The sequence below is a fragment of the Kluyvera sichuanensis genome, from assembly GCF_014218705.1.
Taxonomy (GTDB): Bacteria; Pseudomonadota; Gammaproteobacteria; order Enterobacterales; family Enterobacteriaceae; genus Kluyvera; species Kluyvera sichuanensis.
The window spans coordinates 1-24368 of the sequence record NZ_JABBJF010000048.1 but is presented as its reverse complement, the minus strand read 5'-3'; the positions used below and the strand labels follow the sequence as shown (position 1 = coordinate 24368).

23 protein-coding genes, 5 tRNA genes and 1 pseudogene are annotated in these 24368 nt (G+C 54.7%); 9 read left to right on the top strand and 20 right to left on the bottom strand.

Annotated elements, in window-relative coordinates:
• On the top strand, window positions 1-255 hold a 255-nt coding region (locus HII27_RS27315; RefSeq protein WP_223883302.1), incomplete at its 5' end, for a hypothetical protein.
• Window positions 256-282: 27 nt separating this feature from the next.
• On the opposite strand, the gene HII27_RS25895 is transcribed toward HII27_RS27315, so the two are convergent.
• A complete protein-coding gene (locus HII27_RS25895) occupies window positions 283-843 on the bottom strand; it encodes a DNA-directed RNA polymerase subunit beta (RefSeq protein ID WP_185670140.1) in 561 nt (186 codons plus the stop codon).
• A 945-nt stretch (window positions 844-1788) separates the two neighbouring features.
• Window positions 1789-1878, bottom strand: a tRNA-Ser gene (locus HII27_RS25890).
• A gap of 93 nt (window positions 1879-1971) precedes the next feature.
• Between HII27_RS25890 and mtfA the strand changes: the two genes are divergently transcribed.
• The 3 genes from mtfA (at window position 1972) to HII27_RS27310 (ending at window position 4053) form a co-directional block, all read left to right on the top strand.
• Window positions 1972-2766, top strand: a complete 795-nt coding sequence (mtfA, locus tag HII27_RS25885) for a DgsA anti-repressor MtfA (RefSeq protein ID WP_185670139.1) — start codon at window positions 1972-1974, stop codon at window positions 2764-2766.
• A gap of 100 nt (window positions 2767-2866) precedes the next feature.
• Window positions 2867-2942, top strand: a tRNA-Asn gene (locus HII27_RS25880).
• 178 nt (window positions 2943-3120) lie between these two features.
• Window positions 3121-4053 (top strand): nucleoside recognition domain-containing protein, encoded by a 933-nt coding sequence (locus tag HII27_RS27310; protein ID WP_223883301.1) that lies wholly within the window; start codon window positions 3121-3123, stop codon window positions 4051-4053.
• Here HII27_RS27310 and HII27_RS25875 read toward each other — a convergent pair.
• From HII27_RS25875 to nac, 3 genes and pseudogenes are all read right to left on the bottom strand, one after another.
• Window positions 3970-5574, bottom strand: a pseudogene (locus HII27_RS25875) (alpha/beta hydrolase); the annotation flags it as partial. The gene HII27_RS27310 and the pseudogene HII27_RS25875 overlap by 84 nt on opposite strands.
• Before the next feature lie 188 nt (window positions 5575-5762).
• Window positions 5763-6713, bottom strand: coding sequence for an HTH-type transcriptional regulator Cbl (cbl, locus tag HII27_RS25870; protein ID WP_185670137.1), 951 nt, complete (start codon window positions 6711-6713; stop codon window positions 5763-5765).
• 102 nt (window positions 6714-6815) lie between these two features.
• On the bottom strand, window positions 6816-7733 hold the full coding sequence (gene nac, locus HII27_RS25865) for a nitrogen assimilation transcriptional regulator NAC (RefSeq protein WP_185670136.1): 918 nt from the start codon (window positions 7731-7733) through the stop codon (window positions 6816-6818).
• Window positions 7734-8039: 306 nt separating this feature from the next.
• On the opposite strand from nac, the gene HII27_RS25860 reads away from it, so the two are divergent.
• Window positions 8040-8115: transfer RNA gene (locus tag HII27_RS25860), tRNA-Asn, on the top strand.
• A gap of 66 nt (window positions 8116-8181) precedes the next feature.
• Here HII27_RS25860 and HII27_RS25855 read toward each other — a convergent pair.
• A complete protein-coding gene (locus tag HII27_RS25855; RefSeq protein WP_185670135.1) occupies window positions 8182-8484 on the bottom strand; it encodes a helix-turn-helix domain-containing protein in 303 nt (100 codons plus the stop codon).
• Between the two features lie 227 nt (window positions 8485-8711).
• Window positions 8712-10046 carry an aminotransferase-like domain-containing protein gene (locus HII27_RS25850; RefSeq protein ID WP_185670134.1) on the bottom strand — a complete coding sequence of 445 codons (1335 nt, stop codon included), beginning with the start codon at window positions 10044-10046 and terminating at the stop codon, window positions 8712-8714.
• Window positions 10047-10133: 87 nt separating this feature from the next.
• Between HII27_RS25850 and HII27_RS25845 the strand changes: the two genes are divergently transcribed.
• Window positions 10134-11015 (top strand): DMT family transporter, encoded by an 882-nt coding sequence (locus tag HII27_RS25845; RefSeq protein ID WP_185670133.1) that lies wholly within the window; start codon window positions 10134-10136, stop codon window positions 11013-11015.
• 38 nt (window positions 11016-11053) lie between these two features.
• On the opposite strand, the gene HII27_RS25840 is transcribed toward HII27_RS25845, so the two are convergent.
• Together HII27_RS25840 and ldtA are read right to left on the bottom strand one after the other, a co-directional pair.
• Window positions 11054-11995: a Gfo/Idh/MocA family protein gene (locus HII27_RS25840; protein WP_185670132.1), complete on the bottom strand. Its 942-nt coding sequence runs from the start codon at window positions 11993-11995 to the stop codon at window positions 11054-11056.
• Between the two features lie 80 nt (window positions 11996-12075).
• Complete coding sequence (gene ldtA, locus HII27_RS25835; RefSeq protein ID WP_185670131.1) at window positions 12076-13008, bottom strand: L,D-transpeptidase; 933 nt, start codon at window positions 13006-13008, stop codon at window positions 12076-12078.
• A 187-nt stretch (window positions 13009-13195) separates the two neighbouring features.
• Between ldtA and HII27_RS25830 the strand changes: the two genes are divergently transcribed.
• Window positions 13196-14644 carry an AMP nucleosidase gene (locus HII27_RS25830; RefSeq protein WP_185670130.1) on the top strand — a complete coding sequence of 483 codons (1449 nt, stop codon included), beginning with the start codon at window positions 13196-13198 and terminating at the stop codon, window positions 14642-14644.
• Between the two features lie 92 nt (window positions 14645-14736).
• Here HII27_RS25830 and HII27_RS25825 read toward each other — a convergent pair.
• The 3 genes from HII27_RS25825 to HII27_RS27570 form a co-directional block, all read right to left on the bottom strand.
• Window positions 14737-14812: transfer RNA gene (locus tag HII27_RS25825), tRNA-Asn, on the bottom strand.
• 141 nt (window positions 14813-14953) lie between these two features.
• Window positions 14954-16420: an EmmdR/YeeO family multidrug/toxin efflux MATE transporter gene (locus HII27_RS25820; RefSeq protein ID WP_185670129.1), complete on the bottom strand. Its 1467-nt coding sequence runs from the start codon at window positions 16418-16420 to the stop codon at window positions 14954-14956.
• Window positions 16396-16575, bottom strand: coding sequence for a DUF5951 family protein (locus tag HII27_RS27570; RefSeq protein ID WP_220439348.1), 180 nt, complete (start codon window positions 16573-16575; stop codon window positions 16396-16398). The genes HII27_RS25820 and HII27_RS27570 overlap by 25 nt, the downstream gene beginning before the upstream one ends.
• 6 nt (window positions 16576-16581) lie before the next feature.
• Here HII27_RS27570 and HII27_RS25815 point away from each other — a divergent pair.
• Window positions 16582-16657: transfer RNA gene (locus HII27_RS25815), tRNA-Asn, on the top strand.
• A 38-nt stretch (window positions 16658-16695) separates the two neighbouring features.
• Here HII27_RS25815 and HII27_RS25810 read toward each other — a convergent pair.
• Window positions 16696-17220 carry a hypothetical protein gene (locus tag HII27_RS25810; protein WP_185670128.1) on the bottom strand — a complete coding sequence of 175 codons (525 nt, stop codon included), beginning with the start codon at window positions 17218-17220 and terminating at the stop codon, window positions 16696-16698.
• Window positions 17221-17344: 124 nt separating this feature from the next.
• Between HII27_RS25810 and HII27_RS25805 the strand changes: the two genes are divergently transcribed.
• Window positions 17345-18235 carry a LysR substrate-binding domain-containing protein gene (locus HII27_RS25805; RefSeq protein WP_185670127.1) on the top strand — a complete coding sequence of 297 codons (891 nt, stop codon included), beginning with the start codon at window positions 17345-17347 and terminating at the stop codon, window positions 18233-18235.
• A 3-nt stretch (window positions 18236-18238) separates the two neighbouring features.
• Here HII27_RS25805 and cobT read toward each other — a convergent pair whose 3' ends face one another.
• The 7 genes from cobT to HII27_RS25770 all read right to left on the bottom strand — a co-directional run.
• Entirely contained in the window at window positions 18239-19294 is a 1056-nt protein-coding gene (cobT, locus tag HII27_RS25800; RefSeq protein ID WP_185670126.1) for a nicotinate-nucleotide--dimethylbenzimidazole phosphoribosyltransferase, read from the bottom strand.
• Between the two features lie 28 nt (window positions 19295-19322).
• Window positions 19323-20063 carry an adenosylcobinamide-GDP ribazoletransferase gene (gene cobS / locus HII27_RS25795; protein ID WP_185670125.1) on the bottom strand — a complete coding sequence of 247 codons (741 nt, stop codon included), beginning with the start codon at window positions 20061-20063 and terminating at the stop codon, window positions 19323-19325.
• Window positions 20060-20605: a bifunctional adenosylcobinamide kinase/adenosylcobinamide-phosphate guanylyltransferase gene (gene cobU / locus HII27_RS25790; RefSeq protein ID WP_185670141.1), complete on the bottom strand. Its 546-nt coding sequence runs from the start codon at window positions 20603-20605 to the stop codon at window positions 20060-20062. Before cobU ends, cobS begins: the two co-directional genes overlap by 4 nt.
• A gap of 209 nt (window positions 20606-20814) precedes the next feature.
• Window positions 20815-21135, bottom strand: coding sequence for a DUF496 family protein (locus HII27_RS25785; protein WP_035894853.1), 321 nt, complete (start codon window positions 21133-21135; stop codon window positions 20815-20817).
• A gap of 201 nt (window positions 21136-21336) precedes the next feature.
• Complete coding sequence (locus HII27_RS25780) at window positions 21337-22395, bottom strand: FUSC family protein (protein WP_185670124.1); 1059 nt, start codon at window positions 22393-22395, stop codon at window positions 21337-21339.
• 193 nt (window positions 22396-22588) lie between these two features.
• Window positions 22589-23755: a serine-type D-Ala-D-Ala carboxypeptidase DacD gene (gene dacD / locus HII27_RS25775; protein WP_185670123.1), complete on the bottom strand. Its 1167-nt coding sequence runs from the start codon at window positions 23753-23755 to the stop codon at window positions 22589-22591.
• Between the two features lie 469 nt (window positions 23756-24224).
• The coding region (locus HII27_RS25770) for a helix-turn-helix domain-containing protein (RefSeq protein WP_185670122.1) at window positions 24225-24368 on the bottom strand (144 nt) is incomplete at its 5' end.

Here is a 24368-nt window from a genome sequence, read left to right as displayed (position 1 = left end):
AGCGGAGCAGGAAGGACATCTGATGGAAATGGAAGCCACGCAAGCACCTTAAAATCACCATCATACACTAAATCAGTAAGTTGGCAGCATTACCTGTTCTGCGATAGCGTCACCAATGAAAGCACCAGGAAAGCGTTTAGCAGAAAAAGTCTGGACGCCATCGATATTTTCACGTTTTTTGCGATCGTACGGATAAACAGCACTGGGACAAGTGACGGTACGTTTATCAGCAGCGCCATGAAAATCACCCAATAGATAGAATTCATAACATTCTTCCTTTACTTACATTGCGGTCCAGCCGTTATTGGTTTTAACCAGAACAATTCTAGCTTCTTCTGGTTCTGACATTCCTTTCACGCTGGAAAAAGCATCTTTGTCAACCCAGCCAGGAACATCTGACAGTTTCCATGTATAGGATACCTGCGTTACTTTTTGACTGTCAGAGTTACCAGGTTCGGTCCACTCTTTTATTTCAGCAACAACTCTCTTCCCTACGCAAGCCCCATGCTCCTGATCCCAGAATTTAGCTTTAACACCTTTGTCTGTAGCCGATAAGACGGCAACAGGCCCGGACAGTTGCTGTTCGTATTCAATATCGATTAAACCTGATTTTTTAAGCCCCGCTAAGATAGGGCCGACATCATTTCCTCGAACATTGACTCTGACTAAAACGCCAGCCTCGCTGAAACGATAATACGCAGCGCTGTTATTTTGTTTTGAATTAAAAGAATAACAAACAGGCTCTTTGCTAATGGTCTTATTAATCGCAGTTTCAATATCCCCTTTATCTCCACAACCCGCCAGCAAAGTTGCAACTCCCGCAACTATCACAATCTTACGCATAGATGAGTCCTCTTTAATGGTCGATAGCGCCATTTCACAATAAAACCAGACGTACCGATATATCGGCGTTGTTTACCGTAGCGAATCCACGAACGTTAACCTAGTGAACGGTTCCTGTAACGCTGACTTTCTGCCCTTTCTTATCGATAAAAACAGTATCATCAAGACCAGAGTCGTCATCCAGGTAGGCAATACCGCCCCGTTGTTGGTATCAGATGTGTGCAAAAGTATACACAATAGAAATACATTACTTTAATTATTTTTTATTTTTCAATAATGTTTTCACAAAACCATTACACCTATTAAAACCTAACCAATGATAGTTAATATCTATTGCTTTTGAATTTATATAAAATGCATTGATCCTGGCTTTTGATATTTATGTGCCCAGTAGCGCAAAGCAAGTATCAAACGTTACCAGGCTTATAATCACATATCAGGATAGACCGTCTGTTTTTATCGAGCCCTATAGTTTCTTTTTTTCGTTTATTTTCTTTCTGCCGACCCGATGCATCGTAATCGCACAACGTTCCTTAAGTGAAATATCTGAACCTGAACGGTTGTCAGCCCGAAAAATATCAATATAAAAATGCCCATCAGACTCATTGATACCTGACGAATTTGCCCAAGCATTAAATCGCTGGTGTTTTTGGTGGTTGTTATAAATACTTTTGCCCGCAGGGAGTTGGTTAGCAAATGTCGGTGGTGCATTAATAAACAAACCTCAACATGGTGCCATCAGGGGTTCAGAATTGACTAAGTTGTTGTTAATAGTGTGAGCTTGTGAGCTAAAGAGGATAAAAGTGGATGCCCGACATGAGGCAACATGATAAAAATGGCTGCGTTAGAGGTAGGGAAACAGAGCGAAAGTCAGAGATTTCAATGCCAGCATTGATGCATGACAAAATCAACATAGTTTGTTACTTATTGATTTTGGTGAATGATTGGCGGAGAGAGGGGGATTTGAACCCCCGGTAGAGTTACCCCTACTCCGGTTTTCGAGACCGGTCCATTCAGCCGCTCTGGCATCTCTCCGTTTTGATGGTTGCCATCATGCCAGGTTATTTGGCATTTTAACAGACCCAGTCTCTTCAATTGCGTTCAAGTGACGAGTTTGCGAGCAAAACGATGATTAAATGGCCCTGGAAAGCAAGTGACACTGCCGAGATAACCGACTTACCGTGGGCGGAAGCTCTGGCGATCCCCCTATTAGCGAATTTGTCTGACGACGAGCAGGTCAAACTGGTGCAGTTGGCCGACCGTTTTTTACAGCAAAAGCGGCTGGTGTTTCTGCAAGGATTGACGGCGGAGCCTATCATCGAGACGCGTATTGCCCTGCTCTTCTGTCTGCCGATTCTGGAACTCGGGATCGAATGGCTCGATGGATTCCATGAAGTGTTGATCTACCCGGCGCCTTTTATTGTTGACGACGAATGGGAAGATGATATCGGACTGGTGCACAATCAGCGCGTTGTTCAGTCTGGTCAAAGCTGGCAGCAGGGGCCGATTGTGCTCAACTGGCTGGATATTCAGGACTCGTTCGATGCCTCCGGTTTTAACCTCATCATTCACGAAGTGGCGCATAAGCTGGATACCCGCAACGGCGACCGCGCCAGCGGCGTGCCTTTTATCCCGCTGCGCGAAGTCGCTGGCTGGGAGCATGACCTTCATGCTGCGATGAATAACATTCAGGATGAGATTGATTTAGTTGGTGAAAACGCGGCCAGCATCGATGCCTATGCCGCCACCGACCCTGCTGAGTGCTTTGCCGTGCTCTCTGAATACTTTTTCAGCGCACCTGAACTTTTCGCCCCGCGTTTCCCGGCACTGTGGCAGCGTTTCTGCGGCTTCTATCGCCAGGATCCACTGCAGCGGTTGCGCGATAACAGCGGACAGGATGAAGATCCCCCAGTAGTTCACTAAAACAACATCTTGCGCTAAATTCATCCATTCGAATCAGCGAGTTAAATTTAGTGTTGACACAATTATCGGGGGCCAGTACTATGCGCCTCGTTCACACGATTCCTCTGTAGTTCAGTCGGTAGAACGGCGGACTGTTAATCCGTATGTCACTGGTTCGAGTCCAGTCAGAGGAGCCATATTTAAGAAGCCTGCTTAGGAAACTAAGCAGGCTTTTTGCTTTTCTGCCTTTGCCCCCCCAGTACAGTTCACCGCGCCCTTCAGGACAGATTAGCCCGCAACGACAATTTCATTTCCTCACCACGAGGATTATGATGACGCTTATTATCCTTTCTGTTCGTTGTCACCGAGAAATTGATGGACTTCATCAGCATCATTATGTCGGCGGGGAAAACCTCCGTCGATGTAGCGCTCTATACGCTGCTGCCGATCATGGTAGTTATGCTCATCGTCATGAAGTATCTGGAAGTGCGCGGCGTACTGGACGTTATCGTACGCTGGCTCGCCCCGCTGCTTAAGCCGTTTGGTCTCACCGGAATGAGCGCCTTTGCGCTTATCCAGATGAATTTCGTCAGCTTTGCCGCTCCGCTGGCAACCCTTGCCATTATGGACAAACGCGGCGTTTCGGACCGGCAGATGGCCGCTACGCTGGCGATGCTCTTCGCGATGGGCCAGGGAAACGTCTTCTATCCGCTCACGCCGTTTGGCCTGCACTGGCTGGCCTCCATCGTTATCTCTATCGCTGGCGGGCTGTGCGCTGCTGCGGTTACCTGGCACGTCACGGGGCGTCGGCTATCGGTGGTAGAGAACGCCAGAGCCGAGGCATTACCTGATGCCGAGAAAAACAATCAAGGGATTATTTCGGTGATTAACAGCGCGGGCTCCGACGCCATTCGTCTGGCGCTTGGCGCAGTACCCATGCTTATCCTGTCGCTGGCTATCGTTGGCGTAATGAAGTCGGCAGGCCTGATTGAGATGCTCCAGCAACTGTTGATGCCGTTACTGGTGTGGTTGCATATTCCGGTTAACTTTGTACTCCCCGCGCTGGTCAAATGCGTAGCCGGCGGCACGGCCTACTTTGGCGTCGTCTCTGAACTGGTGCAGCAGGGAAAAATCACCGTGAGTCAGATTAACGCCTCTGCCGGGCTGTTAGTTCAGACCTTCGATCTTCCCGGCATCGGAATTTTTCTGGGTGTGAGTTCCCGCTTCGTTCGCCTGTTCCGCTACGCCGCCACCGGCGCGCTCGCCGGGATCGCTGTCCGCACCCTTTTGCACCTTGCCCTGTTCTGACACCGCTTCCCGGAGGCAGGCGATAACATCAGGCCGCTCGCTACAGGCAATATGCTGTTGAACGCGCGCCATCATCCACGGGAAAAAGGGGTTGGAGGTAACGCGCATCAGCGTATCCAGCCCCACGCTCAGTGTAGCCGTCTCTCCGCGCAGCGAAATTGTGCCCAGACTAATGCCGTAACGATTTTTCTCCTGCGGGTTTCGACCATAAAGTGAGTCGGTCAGCGGGAACGGCACCGCCACGTGCGACAACGAATACATATCCTGCGGCCAGGCGATCTGCAGAGGCGCCACGGTCTCCGTCAGAGCGCCAGCCTCCGTTGAGCGCGCCACCGTTTGATTGGTGTCCGGCGCGGCGTTGGTGATAACCGTGGTCGTGTATAGCCTTGGGGCTGGCGGCAGCAAGGTGTTCACCGCCGAGTAGGACGACGGCCTGAACAGCGCGCGTAAATTCGCCGCCTGGTTAATATCGAAAATCACCAGCTCACTGCCGTTATCCGGCAAATAGCGATAGAGCGAATCCACCACCGCCCGGGTGCTCACCGTGGAGTCCATTACCGATTGAAACGTGAGTACCGGCGCCAGTTCAGCCAGCCGCTTATTTTGCGACTCCTGCACGATTTGCTGCTGCAGCGCCTGAGATAACAACCACGACTGGCGCGCGGCCTTAACCGGGAACGAGTTATATTTATAAGGATTAAACTCCGGCACGACGTTAAGCCACGCCGCACGAGCAAAGGCAGGGAATATCGCGGGCAGTCCGGCAAGCCCGGCAAAGCGCGCAAACGCGGTGACCCCGATCATCGGCGATAGCAGGATTATCTGCTGCGGCCGACGCAGCGATTTATCCTCCAGGCTATCGAGAGCATATTTCATCGCCAGCGCTCCGCCGTTGGAATACCCGACAATATGCAGCGGTACATCATTTCCTGCCAGCCGCGTCGCTTCGCGCACGGCCATGCGCGTTGCTGCTATCCACTGTTCGCGGTCAACGCCGGTTAATGCCCCCGGCGCGGTACCGTGCCCCGGTAGTCGGGGGACAACGGCAATAAACCCCTGCTGCTGATACCGTTGTGCCAGATAGCGTACGCTATACGGGGAGTCCGTCAGGCCGTGGAGCAGCACCGCCGCACCGCGAGGTTTGCCCTCGGGCTGCAGAATAAAAGAGCGGTTCCAGTCAGGCTGAAACTTATCCGGATAAACCAGACTTTGGGCATAAAAACGGTTAATCGCCGTTTTCTCGTCGGCGGTCAGCGTGTCGGTAATCTTATTTTTCATATCGCGGAAAATCGTCGCTTCCCGCGTCAGATAGTCCGCAAACGTCGCGTGATCGATCTCCCCGGCGGTCATTTCATCCGCCGTCCAGGTATGCCAGCGGTGCAGCGCCGGGCCGCGCTGGGATTCATAGATGCGACCGATAAAAAAGACAATGATGACCACAACCAGGCCAATAAGCGCCTTTTTTGCCCATGAGAGCATTCTCTTGCCAGACGTATTCAGCAGTTGGGTTAAACGCATCATTGCCATAGTGCTATCCAGTTTATCTCTCTGTTCGTAAGGGTTTATCGTAAAACCAACTGCGATCCTGCGATGTGCCTTTTAAACATAGACTAAACCAGCGGCCACTTTTCGTGGCCCAGAATAGGATGAGGTAATGAGATGAAACGGTATGGTGGGGTAAGCAGCAGCGCCCCCCAGAGGGCGCGGCGTTAAATCTGGTAATCCAGCACTGACTCTTCCAGCTCCATCGCCTGGCGTTTAATCTCTTCCAGAGACAGCCCGGCATTACAGAGCTCAATAAAGCGCCATACATAGTTGCGCTGTAGCTGCCCGCGCTTAAGCCCTAGCCAGACGGTATTGGCGTCGAACAGGTGATGGGTATCCAGACGCACCAGGCTGCCGGACTCCTGCGGGTCGCCGGACTGCTCCGCCACAAGACCAATGCCGAGGCCCAGCTCAACGTAGGTTTTAATCACATCAGAGTCCTGGGCGCTCAGCACGATATCTGGCGTCAGCCCCTTGCGATTAAAGGCTTCATCAATACGGGAACGCCCGGTGATCCCCTGGCGATAGGTAATAAGCGGCCAGCGAGCAATGTCTTCCAGCGTCAGCGGTGAGGTGTGAGTCAGTGGATGATCCTGCGGAACCAGCAGGCTGTGATGCCAGCGGAACCACGGGAAGGCTACCAGCGTCGCATCGTTACTGAGGCGCTCACTGGCAATCCCGATATCCGCTCCGCCGTTATGCAGCAACGCATCAATTTCCTGCGGCGTACCCTGAATCAACTCCAGACGCACGTCTTTGAAAATTTCCCGGAACGCTTTAATCACCGGCGGCAGGCTATAGCGAGCCTGGGTGTGCGTGGTGGCAATCGTCAGCACGCCGGACGCATCGTTGGTAAAGAGATCGGCCAGACGTCGGACGTTGCTGGCCTCGTTCAGTATGCGTTCGGCAATCACCAGCAGGGCTTTGCCCGGCTCCGTCATCCCTAACAGGCGCTTACCGCGACGGATGAAAATCTCAATCCCCAGCTCTTCTTCGAGCTCACGAATATGTCGGCTTACGCCGGACTGCGATGTATAAAGCATATTGGCAACTTCGGTCAGGTTGTAATCCTGCCGTGCCGCTTCACGAATTATTTTGAGCTGCTGGAAGTTCACGCTTCTCTCCGGGTCAATCAGACGTTGAACTATTGTTAAAGTCTGATGCCCTTGTGAACAAATAATAAAAACCAGCAAGTTATATCTGAATGGAATATAAGCTTAGCTCACCAGCAGCAGTTCACGGTTATCCAGCATTGGTCGGCTGACCAGCGACATCAGGATCTCTTTCACCGCCTGCGCCTGCGGGCTCAGTTGACCGCGCGCCGACACGTTTAACGACAGCGGCAGGCTCATCGACGGGGTCGTGATCCGCGCCATCCAGCCGTTTGCCGCGCTGCACAGCGAACGCGCCGCCGATTCTGGCAGCACCGTCACGCCCATTCCGCTAGCAATCGCAGCAGTCAGCGTAGAGATAGACTCAATTTCACCAATGATTTTTGCCGTTAATCGACGCAGCGAGAAAGCCTCATCGACACGAGCGCGAACGGCGCTGTAATCCCGCGGCAGGAACAGGTTCATCTCCGCCACCGCGGTGAGATCGACACTTTGACCTGGGCAATCGCGTGTACCAACCAGATAGAGATCTTCTTTCAGCAGCGGTTGGCTGACGATCCCCGCCAGCGGCGCGCGATCGTACAGCACCGCCATATCCAGCTGACCGTTCAACAGTTTGTCATTCAGCACGGTACCGCTATTTTCATGCAGATAAACCAGTACTTCAGGCAGTTCGTTACGCACCGCCTGCAGCAGCGGCATAGTAATAGATGACGCTGCCGTGCCTGGTGCAAGGCCAATAGAGACCGTGCCGCTGAGAGTCTGACCGACGTTATTCACCGCCAGCTGCGCCTGTTCGCACTGGCGTAAAATTGTCCGGGCATGGGTATATAACACCTTGCCCGCTTCCGTTGGCGTGACGCCGCGCTTGGTGCGAATCAACAGTTGCTGATCGAGTTCCCCTTCCAGCGTCGCCACCTGCTGGCTTAAAGCGGGCTGCGCGATATGCAACACTTCTGCGGCCTGAGTCAGGCTACCGATATCGACGATTTTCACAAAGTACTTCAGCCGTCTTAAGTTCATTTTTGCCTCCGGTTCGGAATCACTGCCACGCTGGCGTTAAGTAATCGGAGGAGTTGCAAGATGCTTGCCAGTTTTAAAATTGCCTGTAAAACCGTGTAAACCTATCGCTCAGGCCCTTTTTCGCGGCTATCAGAAGTTTGTGATCTGCCCCATAAGGGGTAATTCTGCACTTTCACGGTGCAGAACAGTCAAAAAAACAGCAAATGACGCGGAATTGCTGAAATTGTCAGCAAACGAACTTATTAGCGCTTTTCACCCTTTGACAAGCCGGGGTGACATCGATAATATGCGCCCCGTTCACACGATTCCTCTGTAGTTCAGTCGGTAGAACGGCGGACTGTTAATCCGTATGTCACTGGTTCGAGTCCAGTCAGAGGAGCCAAATTTAAAAAGCCTGCTTTCGAGAGGGCTTTTTGCTTTTTTGCGTTTGTATTCGGTCAATCCGCGTTTATAGCGAAATACCATAGTGCGAACCGTCCGGCAGTTCGATATCCAGATTCAGCTTTCCACCCGCCGCCTCAACATAGCGCTTAAGCGTTGAGAGCTTCACATCGCGCCCTGGTTTTTCCATACTGGCGACGGTCGGCTGGCGAAGCCCTAACGCTTCGGCCATTTCAACCTGCGTTTTCCGTACCCTTTCCCGCAGCTCTGCAAGATGAATATTCAGCAAGATATCTGCAGCCTGTGTCTGGGCATCGGCCACTACGTCAGGCTTTTCATCCGCAATAATCTGTTCCAGCGTTCTGCCCATCGCGTTACTCCTTCTTTTTTAATGTATTCAGCCAATATGTAAATTCCCTCTACTGCCAGGAACATTTAGCTCATTACCAACACAATGTAATAGCGCCAAACTAGCATTCAAACATATGCGCTGTTTTAAACGCCCATATGGGCTCTCTTTATAAAAATAGGTCACTATCTATATAGATAAAAGTCTATATAGATATAAATCTATATCAACCAGTTTCCATATCCCCCTTACCGACTCATCTCATACTCAACCTCTTCCCTCACCGCCACCAGCGCCTCACGCAGGCTCTCCAGCGGCACCGACCCCAGTGCAACGCGTAATGCCTGCGGGACGTTGATTGAAGTTGAGAACGGTTCAGCGGTGGAGACCAGAATATGGTTATCCATCAGAGCCTTCACGATGCGGTCGGCACGGCACTCATCGGCCAGCGGTAACCAGACAAACCAGGAGTTTGGGTGGCCGATACAGGGCAGCGGGTACAAACATTCACGGGCTAGCGCCTGTCGTTGACGGGCGTCGTCTCTTTTTAAGACCGTCGTCCGGGCCACCGTGCCGTCCTGAATCCAGTGGCTCATCAAGGCGGTGAGCAGCGAAGGCGTATTCCAGGTGGTGGCCCGGATCGCCCGCTCCAGCGCTGGTTTTAGCGAGCCGGGGCAAATCGCTACGCCAACGCGCAGTCCGGTCGCCACATTCTTTGAAAATCCGCTGACATAGACCGTTCTTTCCGGCGCGTAGCAGGCAACGGGAGGCGGCGGTTGTTCGACTAAAAAAGCGTAGGCGGCATCTTCAATAATCAGCAGATCATACTGACGGGCAATAGCGGCCAGCTGCTGGCGCTGTCGGTGGCTGAGCACCCAGCCTAGCGGGTTATGCAGCGTCGGCATGGTGTAAACCGCCCGTACGTGGCGCTGCTGGCAAATAGTATCGAGAGCATCAAGTTCCGGGCCATCGGCAAGCGATGGGATAGCGAGAAGTTCCAGGTGATACAGCGCCGCCAGCGCTTTAAATCCGGGGTAGGTTAACGCGTCTACCGCCACGACATCACCGGGCTGTAGCAGCCCCATTACCGTGACCGCCAGACCATGTTGGGCGCCGTTAACCAGCAAAATATTGTCGGAGTCAGGGGTAAAACCCAGGCTCGCAAAATAGCGGGCGACCATCTCGCGATCCGCTTTGCGCCCGGCGTGAGGCTGGTAGCGCAGATGCGATTCAATATCGCCGACGTTGGCGAGCTGTCGCAGGGCGTCACGCAACTCCTCGCCCTGCCCCGGCTGCGATGGGTAGTTAAAGTTCAGGTCACGCACGCCAGGCATCATCACCTGCTGGTCAACGCCATGACCCGCCGCGAGGGTAATTTCGCGCACAAAGGTGCCGCGCCCGATTTCACCACTCACCAGCCCCATCGCCTCCAGTTCGGCATAAACACGCGTGGCGGTGGCAAGAGAAATACGTTCCTCCGCCGCCAGCCGCCGGTGCGTGGGCAGCCGGGTTCCGGCTGTGAGTTGTCCATCGCGTATCCGTGCGGCGAATCTGTCGACGATCGTTTTGTATCGCGCCTTCATACAATGTATCCATGACAATAATTTGATTGTATTAGATTAAGAAAACTACCATCGCGCTGTTAATGACTCAACGGTGAGGTGGACAAAATGAAGGCAGCGGTATTTCAAACACACACAGCATCCGGCTGGTTTAACGGGCTGCTGGGCGTAGTGATTTTTAGCGGTTCATTGCCGGCAACGCGTATCGCGGTCGGCGCTATGGACCCGTTTTTTCTGACCTTTCTGCGGGCGTCAATTGCCGGGCTTCTCGCCCTGGCACTGATTGTCATCTTTCGTGAACGGCGCCCCACGTCCGGACAAATTTTTCCGCTGCTGGTCGTTTCACTCGGCGTGGTGGTAGGCTTTCCTCTGCTCACCGCCATGGCGCTTCGCTACGTTACGGCAGCGCACTCGATTGTCTTTCTTGGGCTTCTGCCCCTCTCCACGGCGATTTTTGGCGTGCTGCGCGGGCGGGAGCGGCCACATCCGGCGTTCTGGATCTTCTCGCTGCTGGGGAGCCTGCTGGTTGCCGGGTTTGCTCTTTCACAAAACGCCAGCGCGTCGTTAACCGGCGATCTGCTGATGCTTGCCGCTGTGGTGGTCTGCGGGCTGGGCTATGCGGAGGGGGCCACGCTGACGCGGCAGTTGGGTGGCTGGCAGGTGATTAGCTGGGCGCTGATTTTATCGCTGCCGATAATGCTGCTGGCGACGTTACTGACGTTACCTGCTAACCCCGGTGCCATTACGGGTCAGGCGTGGCTGGCGCTCGGCTACGTCTCGCTGTTCAGCATGCTGATTGGCTTTATCTTCTGGTACAAAGGTCTGGCGGAGGGCGGAATTGCCGCGGTAGGCCAGCTCCAGCTTTTACAGCCGTTTTTAGGGCTGGCGCTGAGCGCCCTGCTGCTGCACGAGGCGGTGAATCCGCTGATGATGCTGGTTACGCTTGGGGTGATCTTCTGCGTTATCGGCTCGAAAAAGTTTGCCCGATAGCAAAGCCCGGCGGCGCGATACCGGCCGGGCGTTACCCACTACAGCGCGGCGCGAATCATATCCAGTACCTGCATATTACGCACGGTTTCATCCAGCGGGATCAGCCGCGACGGCTCGTTGAGGATCGCGCTGGAGAAGTGGCGGATTTCAGCCTGGTAACGGTCCGACTCGCTCACCGGCAGCTCGCGTACGCCCTCGCCGGTATGCAGCTCCAGCGCGCCGGCATCATCGAGGAAAGGCTTATCGATAATCAGCATCCCTTTGCTGCCAATAATCTCCGCGTAGTTGCGACCAAAGGCGTTAAAGCCGCAGTGAATGTTGGCAATCAGGCCATCATCATATTGCAGCAGCGCGGAGAGATTGGTATCCACCCCTTGATCTGTTTCGCTCACCGCTTTGCAGCTCACCGGCAGACGTCCGGTCACCATGCCGATAAAGTTCACCGGGTAGCAGCCAACGTCATACAGCGCCCCGCCGCCGAGCGCGGGCTGCATTTTGATGGTGCCAGGCCGGTCGAGGAAGAAGCGGAACGAAACGTTGATATGGCGCAACTCACCCAGCTCACCGCTCTCCAGCACCTGTTTAATCACCCGTACCCGGTCGGTGTACTGGTACATAAAGGCTTCCATCAGCAGGCGGTTATGCTGCTGCGCCACCCGTTGCATGTCGCGCGCTTCATCGGCGGTAAGGCCAATTGGCTTCTCGCACAGCACGTGTTTCCCTGCCTCCAGCGCCCGGATCACCCACTCTTTGTGCAGCGAGTTAGGCAAAGGGATATAGACCGCCTGGATCGCCTCATCGGCCAACAGCGCCGCGTAATCGCCGTAGCTTTTCTGCCACTCCCCCACCGGCAGTTCGTCCTGATGACGCGACGCTACGCCGTAGACGCGCGCGTTATCGGCACGTTGAATCGCCGGAATAATGGAATTTTTTGCGATTCGGGCATAGCCCAGCACGCCCCAGTTCACGACATCGCTCATTCAATGCTCCTTTTGCCAACCCTGGTTAAAAAGTCAAAAACCCGCAAATCGCGGGCTTTTGGCGTTGAATATAGACAGGCTTACAACGCGTTATGCGAGGTGCTGATATTGACCGGCATGCCGGAGCGCCTTTCGAGCGCGCCTCTTGCCCGACTACCATCCACGCCCTCACCCTGAGTAAAACTACGCAGCGCGGGCGTAATAGGCAACGGAACTTTGTTATCAGACTCATATTCTGTGCGGTTGCGCGATAATGGCTCATGCACTTCCACCCAGCGACTGCCGTCTGGCTCAACGGTGTATTTCACCGGCTGGTCGATAATCTGCACACGCGTGCCGACCGGCACGTTATCAAACAGATACTTGATATCATCATTGCGCAGACGGATGCAGCCCTGACTCACGCGCAGCCCGATGCCAAAATTCGCATTGGTGCCGTGAATGGCGTACAGGCGGCCAATATAGATGGCGTACAGGCCCATCGGGTTATCCGGCCCGGCGGGGACAAACGCAGGCAGGCTTTCGCCACGCTTAGCGTATTCACGACGGGTGTTTGGCGTTGGCGTCCAGCTCGGTGCTTCCTGTTTGCGCTCGACGGTCGTCACCCAGTTACGCGGTGTTTCTCGCCCCGCCTGGCCGATACCAATGGGCAGCACTTCAACGGTGTTACCCTCCGGCGGGTAATAATAAAGGCGCATTTCCGCGACGTTCACCACAATGCCTCGACGCACCGTGTCGGGCAAAATCAGTTGCTGTGGCACCACCAGCGTGGAACCCGATTTTGGCAAGAAGACATCTACGTTCGGATTCGCCTCCAGCATATTGCTGAGCCCTTGCCCGTACTGCGCCGCAAAGGCCTCCAGCGGCAGGTGGTTATCCTGCGGCACCGTGATATTCAACGTGCTTCCCACAAGACGACTCCCCTCCGGTGGAAGCGGATAGGTCACAGCCAGCGCGCCCTGGCTACAGAGTGCCAGCGCGAACGCACACAAGAGTTTTACACGAGGTTTCATTTCCCTTTCCTCAAATCACAGCAGATGTCGGTTGATTATAGCTTTTTTACTCCGACGCGCAGCCTTTAACCGGATGAGAAATCACCCGGTTAAAGGTTAATCAGTTGTTACATCGAAACCGGCTTACGCTTTTGTTTCATCATCGGCTGGCATACTATCGATAAAAGCCGCACACAAGGAGCGAACGATGAGTAATACGGGCGTGAGTCTGACCCCAGAACAAGCGCTGGAGAAACTCCAGGCGCTGTACGATCAATCGGTAAGTGCATTACGTGACGCTATCCGTCTGTTTATTGACGACCGCTCATTACCAAGCGCCGAAGCGCGGGCAAACGGGCTATTTGTCTACCCGCAGCTTTCGGTCTCCTGGAGCGGCAACGCGCACAAGGCGCAGAAAACCCGCGCGTTTGGCCGCTTTACCCACTCCGGCTGCTACACCACCACCATCACGCACCCAGTGTTGTTCCGCAGCTACCTGCTGGAGCAGCTAAGCCTGCTGCACGAAGATTACGACGCCCATATTGAAGTCAGCCTGTCGCAGCATGAAATTCCCTATCCGTACGTGATTGATGGCCTGAACCTCGATCGCTCGATGAGCGCTGACCTGACGCGCTTTTTCCCTACCACCGAGCTGTCGCAGATTGGCGATGAAACCGCGGATGGCCTGACCCACTCCACCGATTTCTATCCGCTTTCGCACTTTGACGCCCGCCGCGTGGATTTCTCGCTGGCGCGTCTGCGTCACTACACCGGCACCCCGGTCGAACACTTCCAGCCGTTTGTACTGTTCACTAACTACACCCGCTACGTCGATGAGTTCGTGCGCTGGGGCTGCAGTCAGATCCTCGATCCTGACAGCCCGTACGTATCGCTCTCCTGCGCAGGAGGGATCTGGATCACCGCCGACACCGAAGCGCCGGAACAGGCTATTTCCGATCTGGCGTGGAAAAAGCACCAAATGCCAGCCTGGCATCTGATCACCAAAGATGGGCAAGGGATCACCTTAATTAACATCGGCGTCGGCCCGTCGAACGCTAAAAATATCTGCGACCACCTGGCGGTGCTGCGCCCGGACGTCTGGCTGATGATCGGCCACTGCGGCGGCCTGCGTGAAAGTCAGTCGATTGGCGATTATGTACTGGCACATGCCTATCTGCGTGACGACCACGTGCTGAACGCCGTACTGCCGCCGGATATTCCCATTCCGAGCATTGCCGAGGTGCAGCGTGCACTGTACGACGCCACCAAGCAGGTGAGCGGGATGCCGGGCGAAGAGGTTAAACAGCGACTGCGTACCGGGACGGTGGTTACCACCGACGATCGCAACTGGGAGCTGCGCTATTCCGCGTCGGCGCTGCGCTTCAACCTGAGTCGCGCCGTGGCGATTGATATGGAGAGCGCGACCATTGCCGCGCAAGGATATCGCTTCCGCGTGCCGTACGGCACGTTGCTGTGCGTATCAGACAAACCGCTGCACGGTGAGATTAAGCTGCCCGGTCAGGCGAACCGTTTTTATGAAGGGGCAATTTCCGAGCACCTGCAAATTGGCATTCGGGCCATCGACCTGCTGCGTGCGGAAGGCGATCGTCTACATTCACGTAAGCTAAGAACCTTTAACGAACCGCCGTTCCGTTAAGCCAACATCAGCCGGACTCTGGTCCGGCTTTTTTTTATCAAACGCAGAAAAGCAAAAAGCCTGCTTAGTTTCCTAAGCAGGCTTCTTAAATATGGCTCCTCTGACTGGACTCGAACCAGTGACATACGGATTAACAGTCCGCCGTTCTACCGACTGAACTACAGAGGAATCGTGTGAACGAGGCGCATATTATCGATGTGCCCCATTGTTGTCAAAGCCTGATTTGCACAAAATAATTCGTTTGCCGATTTATTCTTCGATTCGGCTGAAAACTGACTTTTATTGCCGATTTTCACCGCAATCAGGCTGTTACGCGGCGTCCGTTTTCTTGGTCGGCACGTATTTCCACGCCCAGCGGCCGGTTATCAGACGACGGTAGAACAGCACCGCACGTGCGCCCCAGTCGAGGAACATCCCCATCCAGACGCCGACCACGCCCCAACCCAGAAGAATACCCAGCACGTAGCCTACAACCACGCGACAGCCCCACATGCTGAGCATGGAGACCCACATGGCGAAGCGTACGTCTCGCGCCCCTTTAAAGCCCGCTGGCAGCACCCAGGAGGCGGCCCAGATTGGCATAAAGGCAGCGTTCATCCACAAGAGAATTTTCACCACGTCTTTGACGTCCTGCTCGTGGGTATAGAACGACGCGAACAATCCGGCAAACGGCGCCGTCCCCCAGGCTATCAGGGTCAGTACAATGGTCGACATCCAGAACACGTGACGGAGCTGACGTTCCGCCTGGGCAAGCTGCCCAGTCCCCAGCCGCTTACCGGTGATAATGGTGGATGCCGAACCCAGGGCGTTCCCCGGCAGGTTAATCAGCGCCGCCACGGAGAAGGCGATAAAGTTACCGGCGATAACGTCGGTCCCCATCCCGGCGACAAACATCTGTGTCAGCAATTTACCGCTGTTAAACAGCACCGACTCGACGCTTGCTGGAATACCAATCCCCATCACTTCCCAGATAATGGCGAAATTGAGCGGCTTGAAATAGCTTTTGAGCGGAATACGCAGCGCCGGGTTAAAGCCAACCATCAGCACAATAATGGTCACTACTGCGCCAATGTAGCGGGAAATGGTCAGCCCGAGCCCTGCCCCGGCAAACCCCATGCCGTGCCAGGAGAACGCCCCGTAAATCAGGAAGCTACTGATCATAATATTGAGGATGTTCATCCCGCCGTTAATCATCAACGGGATTTTAGTATTCCCTGCCCCACGCAGCGCGCCGCTGCCGATAAGCGCAATCGCCGCCGCCGGATAGCTCAGCACGGTCAGCTCAAGGTAGGTCAACGCCAGCCCTTTCACTTCCTCGGTGGCATCACCGGCAACGATATTAATAATTCCGGCACCAAAATAGTGGATTACCGCCGCCAGGATGGTAGCGAACAGAGTCATGATCACCAGCGATTGCCGTGCCGCCGCTCGCGCCTTACGGCGGTCACGTTTACCAAGGCTGAAGGCAACCACCACGGTCGTCCCAAGGTCTATCGCGGCAAAGAACGCCATGATCACCATATTGAAGCTATCGGCCAGACCCACGCCCGCCATCGCCTCTTTACCCAACCAGCTGACGAGGAAGGTACTCAACACCCCCATCAATAAAACGCAGGTGTTTTCCAGAAAGATAGGTACGGCAAGGGGGGTGATTTCACGCCAGAAGAGAACTCGATAACTTTTGCGTTTTTTGTACCAGGGCGTGCGGGCGACGGCCTGGCGAAGTGCGGCGGTGACGTTCAAAATGGGCCTTAGATCAGAAAGTTGAAACTCCATTTCAAATGATGATGGAGAATTCCCGATCCTGCAAAGCATTTTTCCTTAATTTTTGTCGGGAATGGCGACAAATTGTTGATGGAATAGGCAGTCGCGTCACAAGACCAGAATTGATGTTTGACAAAAATTTTTTCGCCGCTAAGATACGACTCCACACCGATTCCTCTGTAGTTCAGTCGGTAGAACGGCGGACTGTTAATCCGTATGTCACTGGTTCGAGTCCAGTCAGAGGAGCCAAATTTAAAAAGCCTGCTTTCGAGCAGGCTTTTTGCTTTTTAACCCCTATCCGTTTCAGCAATTCGCACCAGCACCAGCACCAGCCCCAGCAGCGTCAAATCGATGACAACCGCAAAGGCAAACCCATAGCCATGTATACCCGGCGCCGCATTGGCCTGGATAAGCAATACTGCGACTAGCGCTGCCAAGCTACTCAGCGCATTGGCAACTTTGTTGCCAGCCATCAACCGCCCATGTGCCAACCCCAGCCCCAGGCCACCGGCGACGATTCCCGGCAACAGCACCAGCCCCGTTTGCCCACCAAGCAGGCTAAGCAGCACCAGCAGCCACCCCACCGCCGAAAGCGGAAAACCGTAGCGCACCATACTGCCTGTGCTTGCCAGCATCATCCCTACCGCAAAGCTCAGGCCCAGCGCAAAAAGCTGAGCCAGACTTTGGATTACGCTGACCGCCATCGATAGCTTCACCAACAGCCCCGCTCCGGCAATCGCCGCACTCATCGCTATTGCCCGCTCAGCGATATTTTTATTCATTGGCGCAGTGTTGTTTACCCGTACGCTCATCGTTTTCCCCTTCGGTATTATCATGAGATTAACTCACCCTCTTGTTTCTGCTGGGTAGACTACGCCGCCTATAAGGCGTAAAACAAACGCATAGTTTTCAGCCATAGATGAGAAAAACTCAGCCATGAGAAAAGTCAGATTGCCACCGCTTGGGGCGCTAAGGGCGTTCCATGCGCTGGCGGAACAGCTCAGCTTCAAGCGCGCGGCAGATGTCCTCGGCGTGAGCGCAACGGCGGTCAGCCATCAAATAAAACTTCTGGAGTCGGTACTGGAATGCCGGGTCTGTGAACGCAGCGCTCAGGGCGTTAGCCTGACCGATAGTGGCAAAGTGCTTTATGCCGGCACCCAACGCGCCTTTAGTGCACTGGAAGAAGCGACGGCGCAGGTGCTGCAAGCCCATCAGCCACCCGCGCTGACGGTCACTACCACCTCTAATTTTCTCACCCACTGGCTGGTGCCGAGACTCGCGGATTTCAAAGCGGAATGCCCAACCATCGACCTGCGGCTGCATACCAGCGTCGAGCGTGTCGATCTCAGCCAGCATACCGTTGATGTGGCTATCCGCTATCGTGAGATGCCGGAATCCTCGCTGCACTGCACTCTGCTGCATGCAGACCGCTTTATCGTTGTGGCGAGCCCCGCGCTAGCGCTGCAAAAGCCCGAAGATTTAGCCAACGTCCCCCTATTTCACGTGGAAAACCGCCAGGTTCCGGCCGATGAACCTAGTTGGGCAAACTGGAAAAAGCGCTACGGGCCTCAGACATTAAACCTTCAGGCGGGGTTGACCTTCAGCGATGAAACGCATGCGCTGCAGGCGGCGGTAGCCGGGCAAGGCGTAGTGATTGCCAGCGAGTTACTGGCGAGAGATTTACTGCAACGTGGGGTGCTGACGATGCCGTTCGACATGTCTCTGCCGGGCGCGAACTATTATCTGGTGGCAACTGAAGAGAACGCGCAGCGCCGGGATATTACGGCGCTACGCGAATGGCTTTTGCAACAAATGGCGGGAGAATAGCCGTTACGCTGGCAGCACGATATTGCTGCCCGCCAGCGTTCCCATGCGGTTGTACATGGTGCAGGCCGACTCAACGATATGCATCGCCATCGCTGCACCGCTGCCTTCACCCAAACGCATCTCCATATGCAGATACGGTTCCAGTTCCAGATGCGCCAGTGCGATACGCGCGCCCTTCTCGGCGGAGAAATGGGAAGGGATCAGGTAGGGTTTCACGGCAGGCGCAATACGGCAGGCAGCGAGTGCAGACGCGTACGACAGGAAGCCGTCCAGCACCACCGGCAGGCCACACGAGGCAGCGCCGAGCATCACGCCTGTCATCCCCAGCAGATCGTAACCACCGACCTTCGCCAGAACCTCAAGGCCGTCAGCGGCGTTGGGCTGGTTCACTGCAATAGCGCGACGAACCACATTCACTTTATGCGTTAGCTGCGCCTGCGGCAGGTTGGCGCCAATGCCCACCACTGCCTCCGGCTCGCTGCCGGTCAGCACGCTGACTACCGCAGCGGCTGGCGTGGTGTTTGCCATGCCCAGCTCGCCCACGCCAAACAGCGTCACGCCCTGCTCTGCCAGGCTACGGGTATAGTTAATTGCCGACAGCAGCACGGTTTGCGCCTGCTCGGCCGTCATGGCCGCCGTTTGAGCAATGTTGCCGCTGCTGCGTGCCACTTTCATGTCGATAAGGCCTGGGATGGGGTCGGCATCGATGCCCACGTCAATCACGTGTACGTCCGCGCCTGCCTGTGCAGCGAGAACGCAAACGCCGGTATGGTGGCGGGTCATATTCATGGCCTGAATCGCGGTCACCACCTGCGGCGAAATGGCGACCCCTTCGTGCCAGACGCCGTGATCGGCGCACATGACCAGAATCGCTTTCTTGTCGACGCTCGGCGTGCCCTGTAGGCCGCGCATGCCCGCAAGCTGTACCGCCAGCGCTTCCAGACGCCCGAGGCTGCCCGTCGGTTTTAATAGCCCATCAATATGCTGCTGCGCCTGCGCCATCGCGGCGCTGTCCATTTCTGGAATAGTCGACAGCAGTGAAGCCAATGTTGTTTGCATTATTATTCCCACGTAGTCATACGCTGGCTTACAAAAGCGCCAGCAAGAAAATCACTTCGCCCAACTCGATACTTGCGCCCAGCGTGTCGCCGGTTTGCCCCCCCAGCGTACGCTTCAGTAACTGGCCCAGAATAAAGACGCCGACAAAGGCCACCAGCAGCGCTTTCAGGCCATGTACGCCCAGCATGGCGGTGACCAATGCCCCTGCAATGACTAACGTCACCCAGGTCTGGCGGAAGCTGATTTTACCGATAAACAGATTACCCAGCCCTTCTTCGCGGGCGTAGCGGTGGCGATACATCATCAGCACCGAGGCGCCGCGACCGGCGATACAGGCGCTGGCGATCGCTGCCAGCATAGGAGTGTCACGTAGCGCCAGTTCGCTGACCGCCAGCACTTTTGCCAGCAGCACAAAGATCAGCGCCAGACCGCCGTGGGTGCCCAATCGGCTATCGCGCATAATTTCCAGCATCTTCTCGCGGCGACGTGCGGAGAACACGCCGTCGCAGGTGTCCGCAAGGCCATCCAGGTGGAAGCCGCCGGTCAGCAGCGCCAGCGCCAGAACGCTAAAGAATGCCGCCAGCGGAATACCACACCAGCTCTGCACAATCATGAAGACCAGGCCGCTTATCGCCCCCAGTAACAGGCCAATAAACGGGAAGGTAATGACGCCGCTCACGTAACGGTCCAGATCCAGCCCCTGTGACCAGCGCTGTGGCACCGGTAGACGGCTCATAAAGGAGAGTGTGGCGAAAAACAGTCGACTCATTTTATTTTGACTCCAATCCCTGATACCACCAGCCAGACGTCATCTGCCGCCTGCGCCAGCTTTTGATTTACGCGCCCGGCAATGTCGCGAAAATGCCGGGCCAGACGATTCTCGGGCACAATGCCCATTCCCACTTCATTGGTCACCAGCACAATCGGCGACGGGCAGCGCTGGCAGGCCGCGATCAGCGCATCGATTTCACCATTGACCTGCGCCTCAAGCGCCGCGAAGTCCCAGCGCTCAATCTCTTCCTCGTTTCCCGAGGCAAAGAGAATATTGGTGACCAGCGTGGTGATACACTCCAGCAGAATCGCTTCTGAAGGATCGTTATCAGGCGTAATGATGTCGGCAAGATGCTGCCAGCGCTCTTCGGTGCGCCAGTGTGCAGGACGGTCGTCCCGATGATGCTGGATGCGTGCGGCCATTTCGGCGTCGAAGATTTGTGAGGTCGCGATATAGCAAACCCGGGGGTATTTGCTGAGTAACGATTCCGCGTGACGGCTTTTTCCGCTGCGCGCGCCGCCGGTCACCAGTATCATGATTGCGCTTCCAGATGTTGCTGCATTGTTGGCGAGATCCTTTGATATCAACACGTTCCCACATAACCGTGGCTAATATATCAAACAGAAAGCTTTATACTCCGCATTGCTCGCGATGTCACTGGATTGTCGAAAGGTCGAAGAAGAGAGAGTGCAGGAAGGAATAAAACAAGGACCAGGTGGCCGCTGGCGCAGCCACCCGTTAATGACGGTTACTCGCCTTTCTGCTCGCCCATCACTTTCAGTTTCTTGGAGATGTCGCGGCGTTCTTTGGACAGCTCAGCATTTTTGATGATGTAATCATCAACGCGATCTTCATAGTCGCCTTTCATGCTGGCAATGATGCCCTGAATAGCTTCAACGCTCATGCCTGGTTTGATGTAGTCGCTGAGGTTATCCAGCAGCAGCACGCGTTTCTGGTTGTCACGGATCTTTTTCTCAACGTCCTGAATTTCACGCTGCAGTTTGTTCTTACGACGGAACAAACGTACGAATTCCAGTACGTCCTGAAACGAAGGTTTCGTGGTTTCCATTTTTATACCCCTGATATGTTGAGACTCGGATTCGTTAAACAACGGCTACACGATAAGGTACACATTAGTCATATACCCTTCAACCTGTATGATTTTTCGTACTGCCGTTGTAGCAAACAATCATTTTTACTTTGGGTTCATCATAACCCTAAATCTAGCTGAATCGAAACAACCTGGCGCAAAAGCCTGTGCATCTGCCTTTTATTTACGCAACGCGCGACACATCAGGTTAGATAATAATTCCAGCTGACGCGCCAGCTCCATGCTCAACCAGACGTAGCCATGAATGGACGTCTCAGCCAGATGGTCATCTTTGTACTCATGCACCAGCTGGCGCAGCTCCGAAACAATTTCATTGAGCTTTTCGCTGTTCGCTTTGATAGGACGCGGGTTGCCTTCGTACAGCGCATGGGCAATCGCCAGCAGCGTTTGCTGGGTCATCAGTTGGGTTTCGCGCAGCGTATGGGCGTTCAGCATCAGCAGGTGGCCGGGACGCGACGCCCAGTGGGCGTTGATTTGCAGCTCCAGCATGCAGACCAGGTTGCGGCTGACGGTCTGAATGGCTTCAAAGATGCCCTTATGAATGTGCGTCTCTTTACTCGCAGGCGTAATCAGGCCGCGCATTTTCACAACGTCGTTGAGGACTTTTTGCAGATGCTTTTCCAGGCGAGGTCGCTCAATCAGGTTCGGCGACAGTCCTGCCTGATAGATACGGTTAAACTGCGTCACGAACGAGGCCATCTGGATACGCCAGTGAATAAACGCCCGCTGCGGCCAGATACCGGTAAAGAGCATGGCTAACAGACAGCCGAAGATGACGTCGCCGCTTCGCCACAGCGCGGTGGTCATATCCCCCGCCGGTGCGCCAACCACCACCCCGAGGGTAATGCCGATAAGTAACGCCTGATACGGTTTTTTCCCCAGCGCCAGCCAGCCGCACAGGAACATCGCCGCAGCGCACCAGATAAGCATCAACGGCAGGGAGAAAAGCTCAAGTTTGAGGGCTATCAGGCCCAGGGCGGAGCCGAGCACCGTACCACCGATACGCTGAAACGCGCGCGGCACCACGTTGCCCCAGAAGGAGATGGGCCCCATCACCACCACCAGCGTGATCAGCGGCCAGGAGCCATCGGGCACGCCCAGCAGGCGGACTATCAAAAAGGTCAGGACGAAGGCCAGCGCAATACGCGCCCCGTGCACGGTACGATAGTGACGATATAAACGAATTTCAAAAGGACTGAGTGACTTATCCGGACGCACACCCACTCTCCGACAAGACTAAAGCGCGAATTGTACCTGCTCCTGCAACAAGAAAGTAGCCCGGCCGATCAAGGTGATGCTGGGGTTGGCACCGGGCCGCCCCGGCGTCGGTGCTAAAGCACCTCGGCCGGGCTACATATGATCAAGTAGCCCGGCCGAGCAACGCGACGCCGGGATTTGCACCAACGCCTGGTTAGGCTTTATGGTGCAGATAATCACTCATGCGCGAGAACAGCCCACCTTTGCCCACGCTTTCCAGCGTCACCAGCGGCCACTGCGCGACAACCTTATCGCGGTCGAGCAGTTGGATCTCACCGACGCGCTGGTGCGCAGCAATCGGGGCATCCAGCTCTTTAGTATCAAGCACATATTTCGCTTTGATATTCGGCACTTCCGCCTTTGGCAGCGCCAGCCAGAAATCCTGGTCGGTACCCAGCGCGATATTCTCTTTATCACCGTACCAGATTCGCTCGGTGCCGACTTTCTTACCGTTTTGCAGAATCTGTACGGTATCGAAGTTCTGCTGGCCCCAATGCAACAGCGTACGCGCCTGATCTTCACGCCCTTTCGGGCTATCGGCCCCCATTACCACGGCAATCAGACGACGCTGGCCGTCTACCGATGAGGCGATCAGGTTAAAGCCCGCGCCGGAAGTGTGACCGGTTTTCAGACCGTCGATGTGCATCGATTTTTCCCACAGCAGGCCGTTACGGTTCTGCTGGGTAATCCCGTTCCACGTCAGGCTCTTTTCGCTGTACATGTGATAGAAGTCTGGCTCGCCGTGAATAATCGCACGGGAGAGCACCGCCAGATCGTAGGCCGAGCTATGCTGACCCGGCGCATCCAGGCCGTGAACGGTTTCGAAATGGGTATCGCGCAGGTTCAGTTTCTGCACGTAGTCGTTCATCATCTTCACGAACTGCGGTTGGCCGCCCGCCACATAATCTGCCAGCGCCACGCAGGCATCGTTGCCGGAGTCCACAATCAGGCCGCGGCTCAGATCGCGTACGCTCAGGCGATCGCCCGCCTTGAGAAACATCAGTGAAGAACCATCAAACACCGGGTTACCCGCCGCCCAGGCATCGCGCCCCACGGTCACCATATCGTCTGCCGTAATGCGGTGGCTATCGATAGCACGGTCAACCACATAGCCGGTCATCAGCTTGGTCAGGCTCGCCGGATTACGCTGTTGGTGCTCATTACCAGCGGTCAGGATCTGCCCGGTGGTGTAGTCCATTAACACCCAGGCACCGGCTTTAATCGGTGGCGGTGTGACGGAAGGAATCGCGGATTCGCCAGCAAAGGCACAAGAAACGCTCGAAGCGAGCAAAGAAACGGCAATAAAAAAACGGGCTTTCAACGGTAAATCCTCAACATTCACAAATTCGTTGTCCTTTTTACGGAAGTTCGTGCTTTGTGACAGGCTTAAATTGCAAGAAAATATGACATGTATCTATCTGGACTCGAAAAAATACCCTGCGCGCCCTCTTCCAGATTCGGTTAACGCCCTTCTGATGCACTGCCAAATCGTTTACCATGAACCTTAAATGCCATAGACGGACACTGTTAACGCCATGCAAGAGACTTCAAGCGCGCCGGGATTCCTGTTTCACGACTATAAGTAAATACAAACAACGGAATGATAGATAAGGAAAATAAAATAATGTTTAATTCGTTTTGTACTTATTTATGTACTCAAAAATCAAAGTCGCATTCATCTCGTTGCGTTACTTCTCCGTGGTCGTATAGGATTGCACTCAGCGCCACGGCATGAACACCAGGCCTACAGCTGTGGGTCGTGGCGTAAAATCACGACCCACAGCAACTATCTAGCATCCAGCGGGAAACTTCTTATACAGCGTGGACAAGCCAACATTGTACCTGCTGGCAATACTCTGTCTGGATTCTCCGGCAGCTATCAGTTCACCAATTTCCTTCCACTGATCGTCAGTAAACTTTGGTCTTCTGCCACC

Bases quoted from the DNA above. Each gene is read 5' to 3' on its own strand.
- HII27_RS25830 (WP_185670130.1), top strand. From the start codon at position 13,196: ATGAGTAATACGGGCGTGAGTCTGACCCCAGAACAAGCGCTGGAGAAA.
- cobS (WP_185670125.1), bottom strand. From the start codon at position 20,063: ATGAGTCGACTGTTTTTCGCCACACTCTCCTTTATGAGCCGTCTACCG.
- nac (WP_185670136.1), bottom strand. From the start codon at position 7,733: ATGAACTTAAGACGGCTGAAGTACTTTGTGAAAATCGTCGATATCGGT.
- HII27_RS25820 (WP_185670129.1), bottom strand. From the start codon at position 16,420: ATGGAGTTTCAACTTTCTGATCTAAGGCCCATTTTGAACGTCACCGCC.
- ldtA (WP_185670131.1), bottom strand. From the start codon at position 13,008: ATGAAACCTCGTGTAAAACTCTTGTGTGCGTTCGCGCTGGCACTCTGT.
- HII27_RS27310 (WP_223883301.1), top strand. From the start codon at position 3,121: ATGGACTTCATCAGCATCATTATGTCGGCGGGGAAAACCTCCGTCGAT.
- HII27_RS25805 (WP_185670127.1), top strand. From the start codon at position 17,345: ATGAGAAAAGTCAGATTGCCACCGCTTGGGGCGCTAAGGGCGTTCCAT.
- HII27_RS25895 (WP_185670140.1), bottom strand. From the start codon at position 843: ATGCGTAAGATTGTGATAGTTGCGGGAGTTGCAACTTTGCTGGCGGGT.
- HII27_RS25855 (WP_185670135.1), bottom strand. From the start codon at position 8,484: ATGGGCAGAACGCTGGAACAGATTATTGCGGATGAAAAGCCTGACGTA.
- HII27_RS25785 (WP_035894853.1), bottom strand. From the start codon at position 21,135: ATGGAAACCACGAAACCTTCGTTTCAGGACGTACTGGAATTCGTACGT.
- mtfA (WP_185670139.1), top strand. From the start codon at position 1,972: ATGATTAAATGGCCCTGGAAAGCAAGTGACACTGCCGAGATAACCGAC.
- cobT (WP_185670126.1), bottom strand. From the start codon at position 19,294: ATGCAAACAACATTGGCTTCACTGCTGTCGACTATTCCAGAAATGGAC.
- HII27_RS25845 (WP_185670133.1), top strand. From the start codon at position 10,134: ATGAAGGCAGCGGTATTTCAAACACACACAGCATCCGGCTGGTTTAAC.
- HII27_RS25810 (WP_185670128.1), bottom strand. From the start codon at position 17,220: ATGAGCGTACGGGTAAACAACACTGCGCCAATGAATAAAAATATCGCT.
- HII27_RS25850 (WP_185670134.1), bottom strand. From the start codon at position 10,046: ATGAAGGCGCGATACAAAACGATCGTCGACAGATTCGCCGCACGGATA.
- HII27_RS25840 (WP_185670132.1), bottom strand. From the start codon at position 11,995: ATGAGCGATGTCGTGAACTGGGGCGTGCTGGGCTATGCCCGAATCGCA.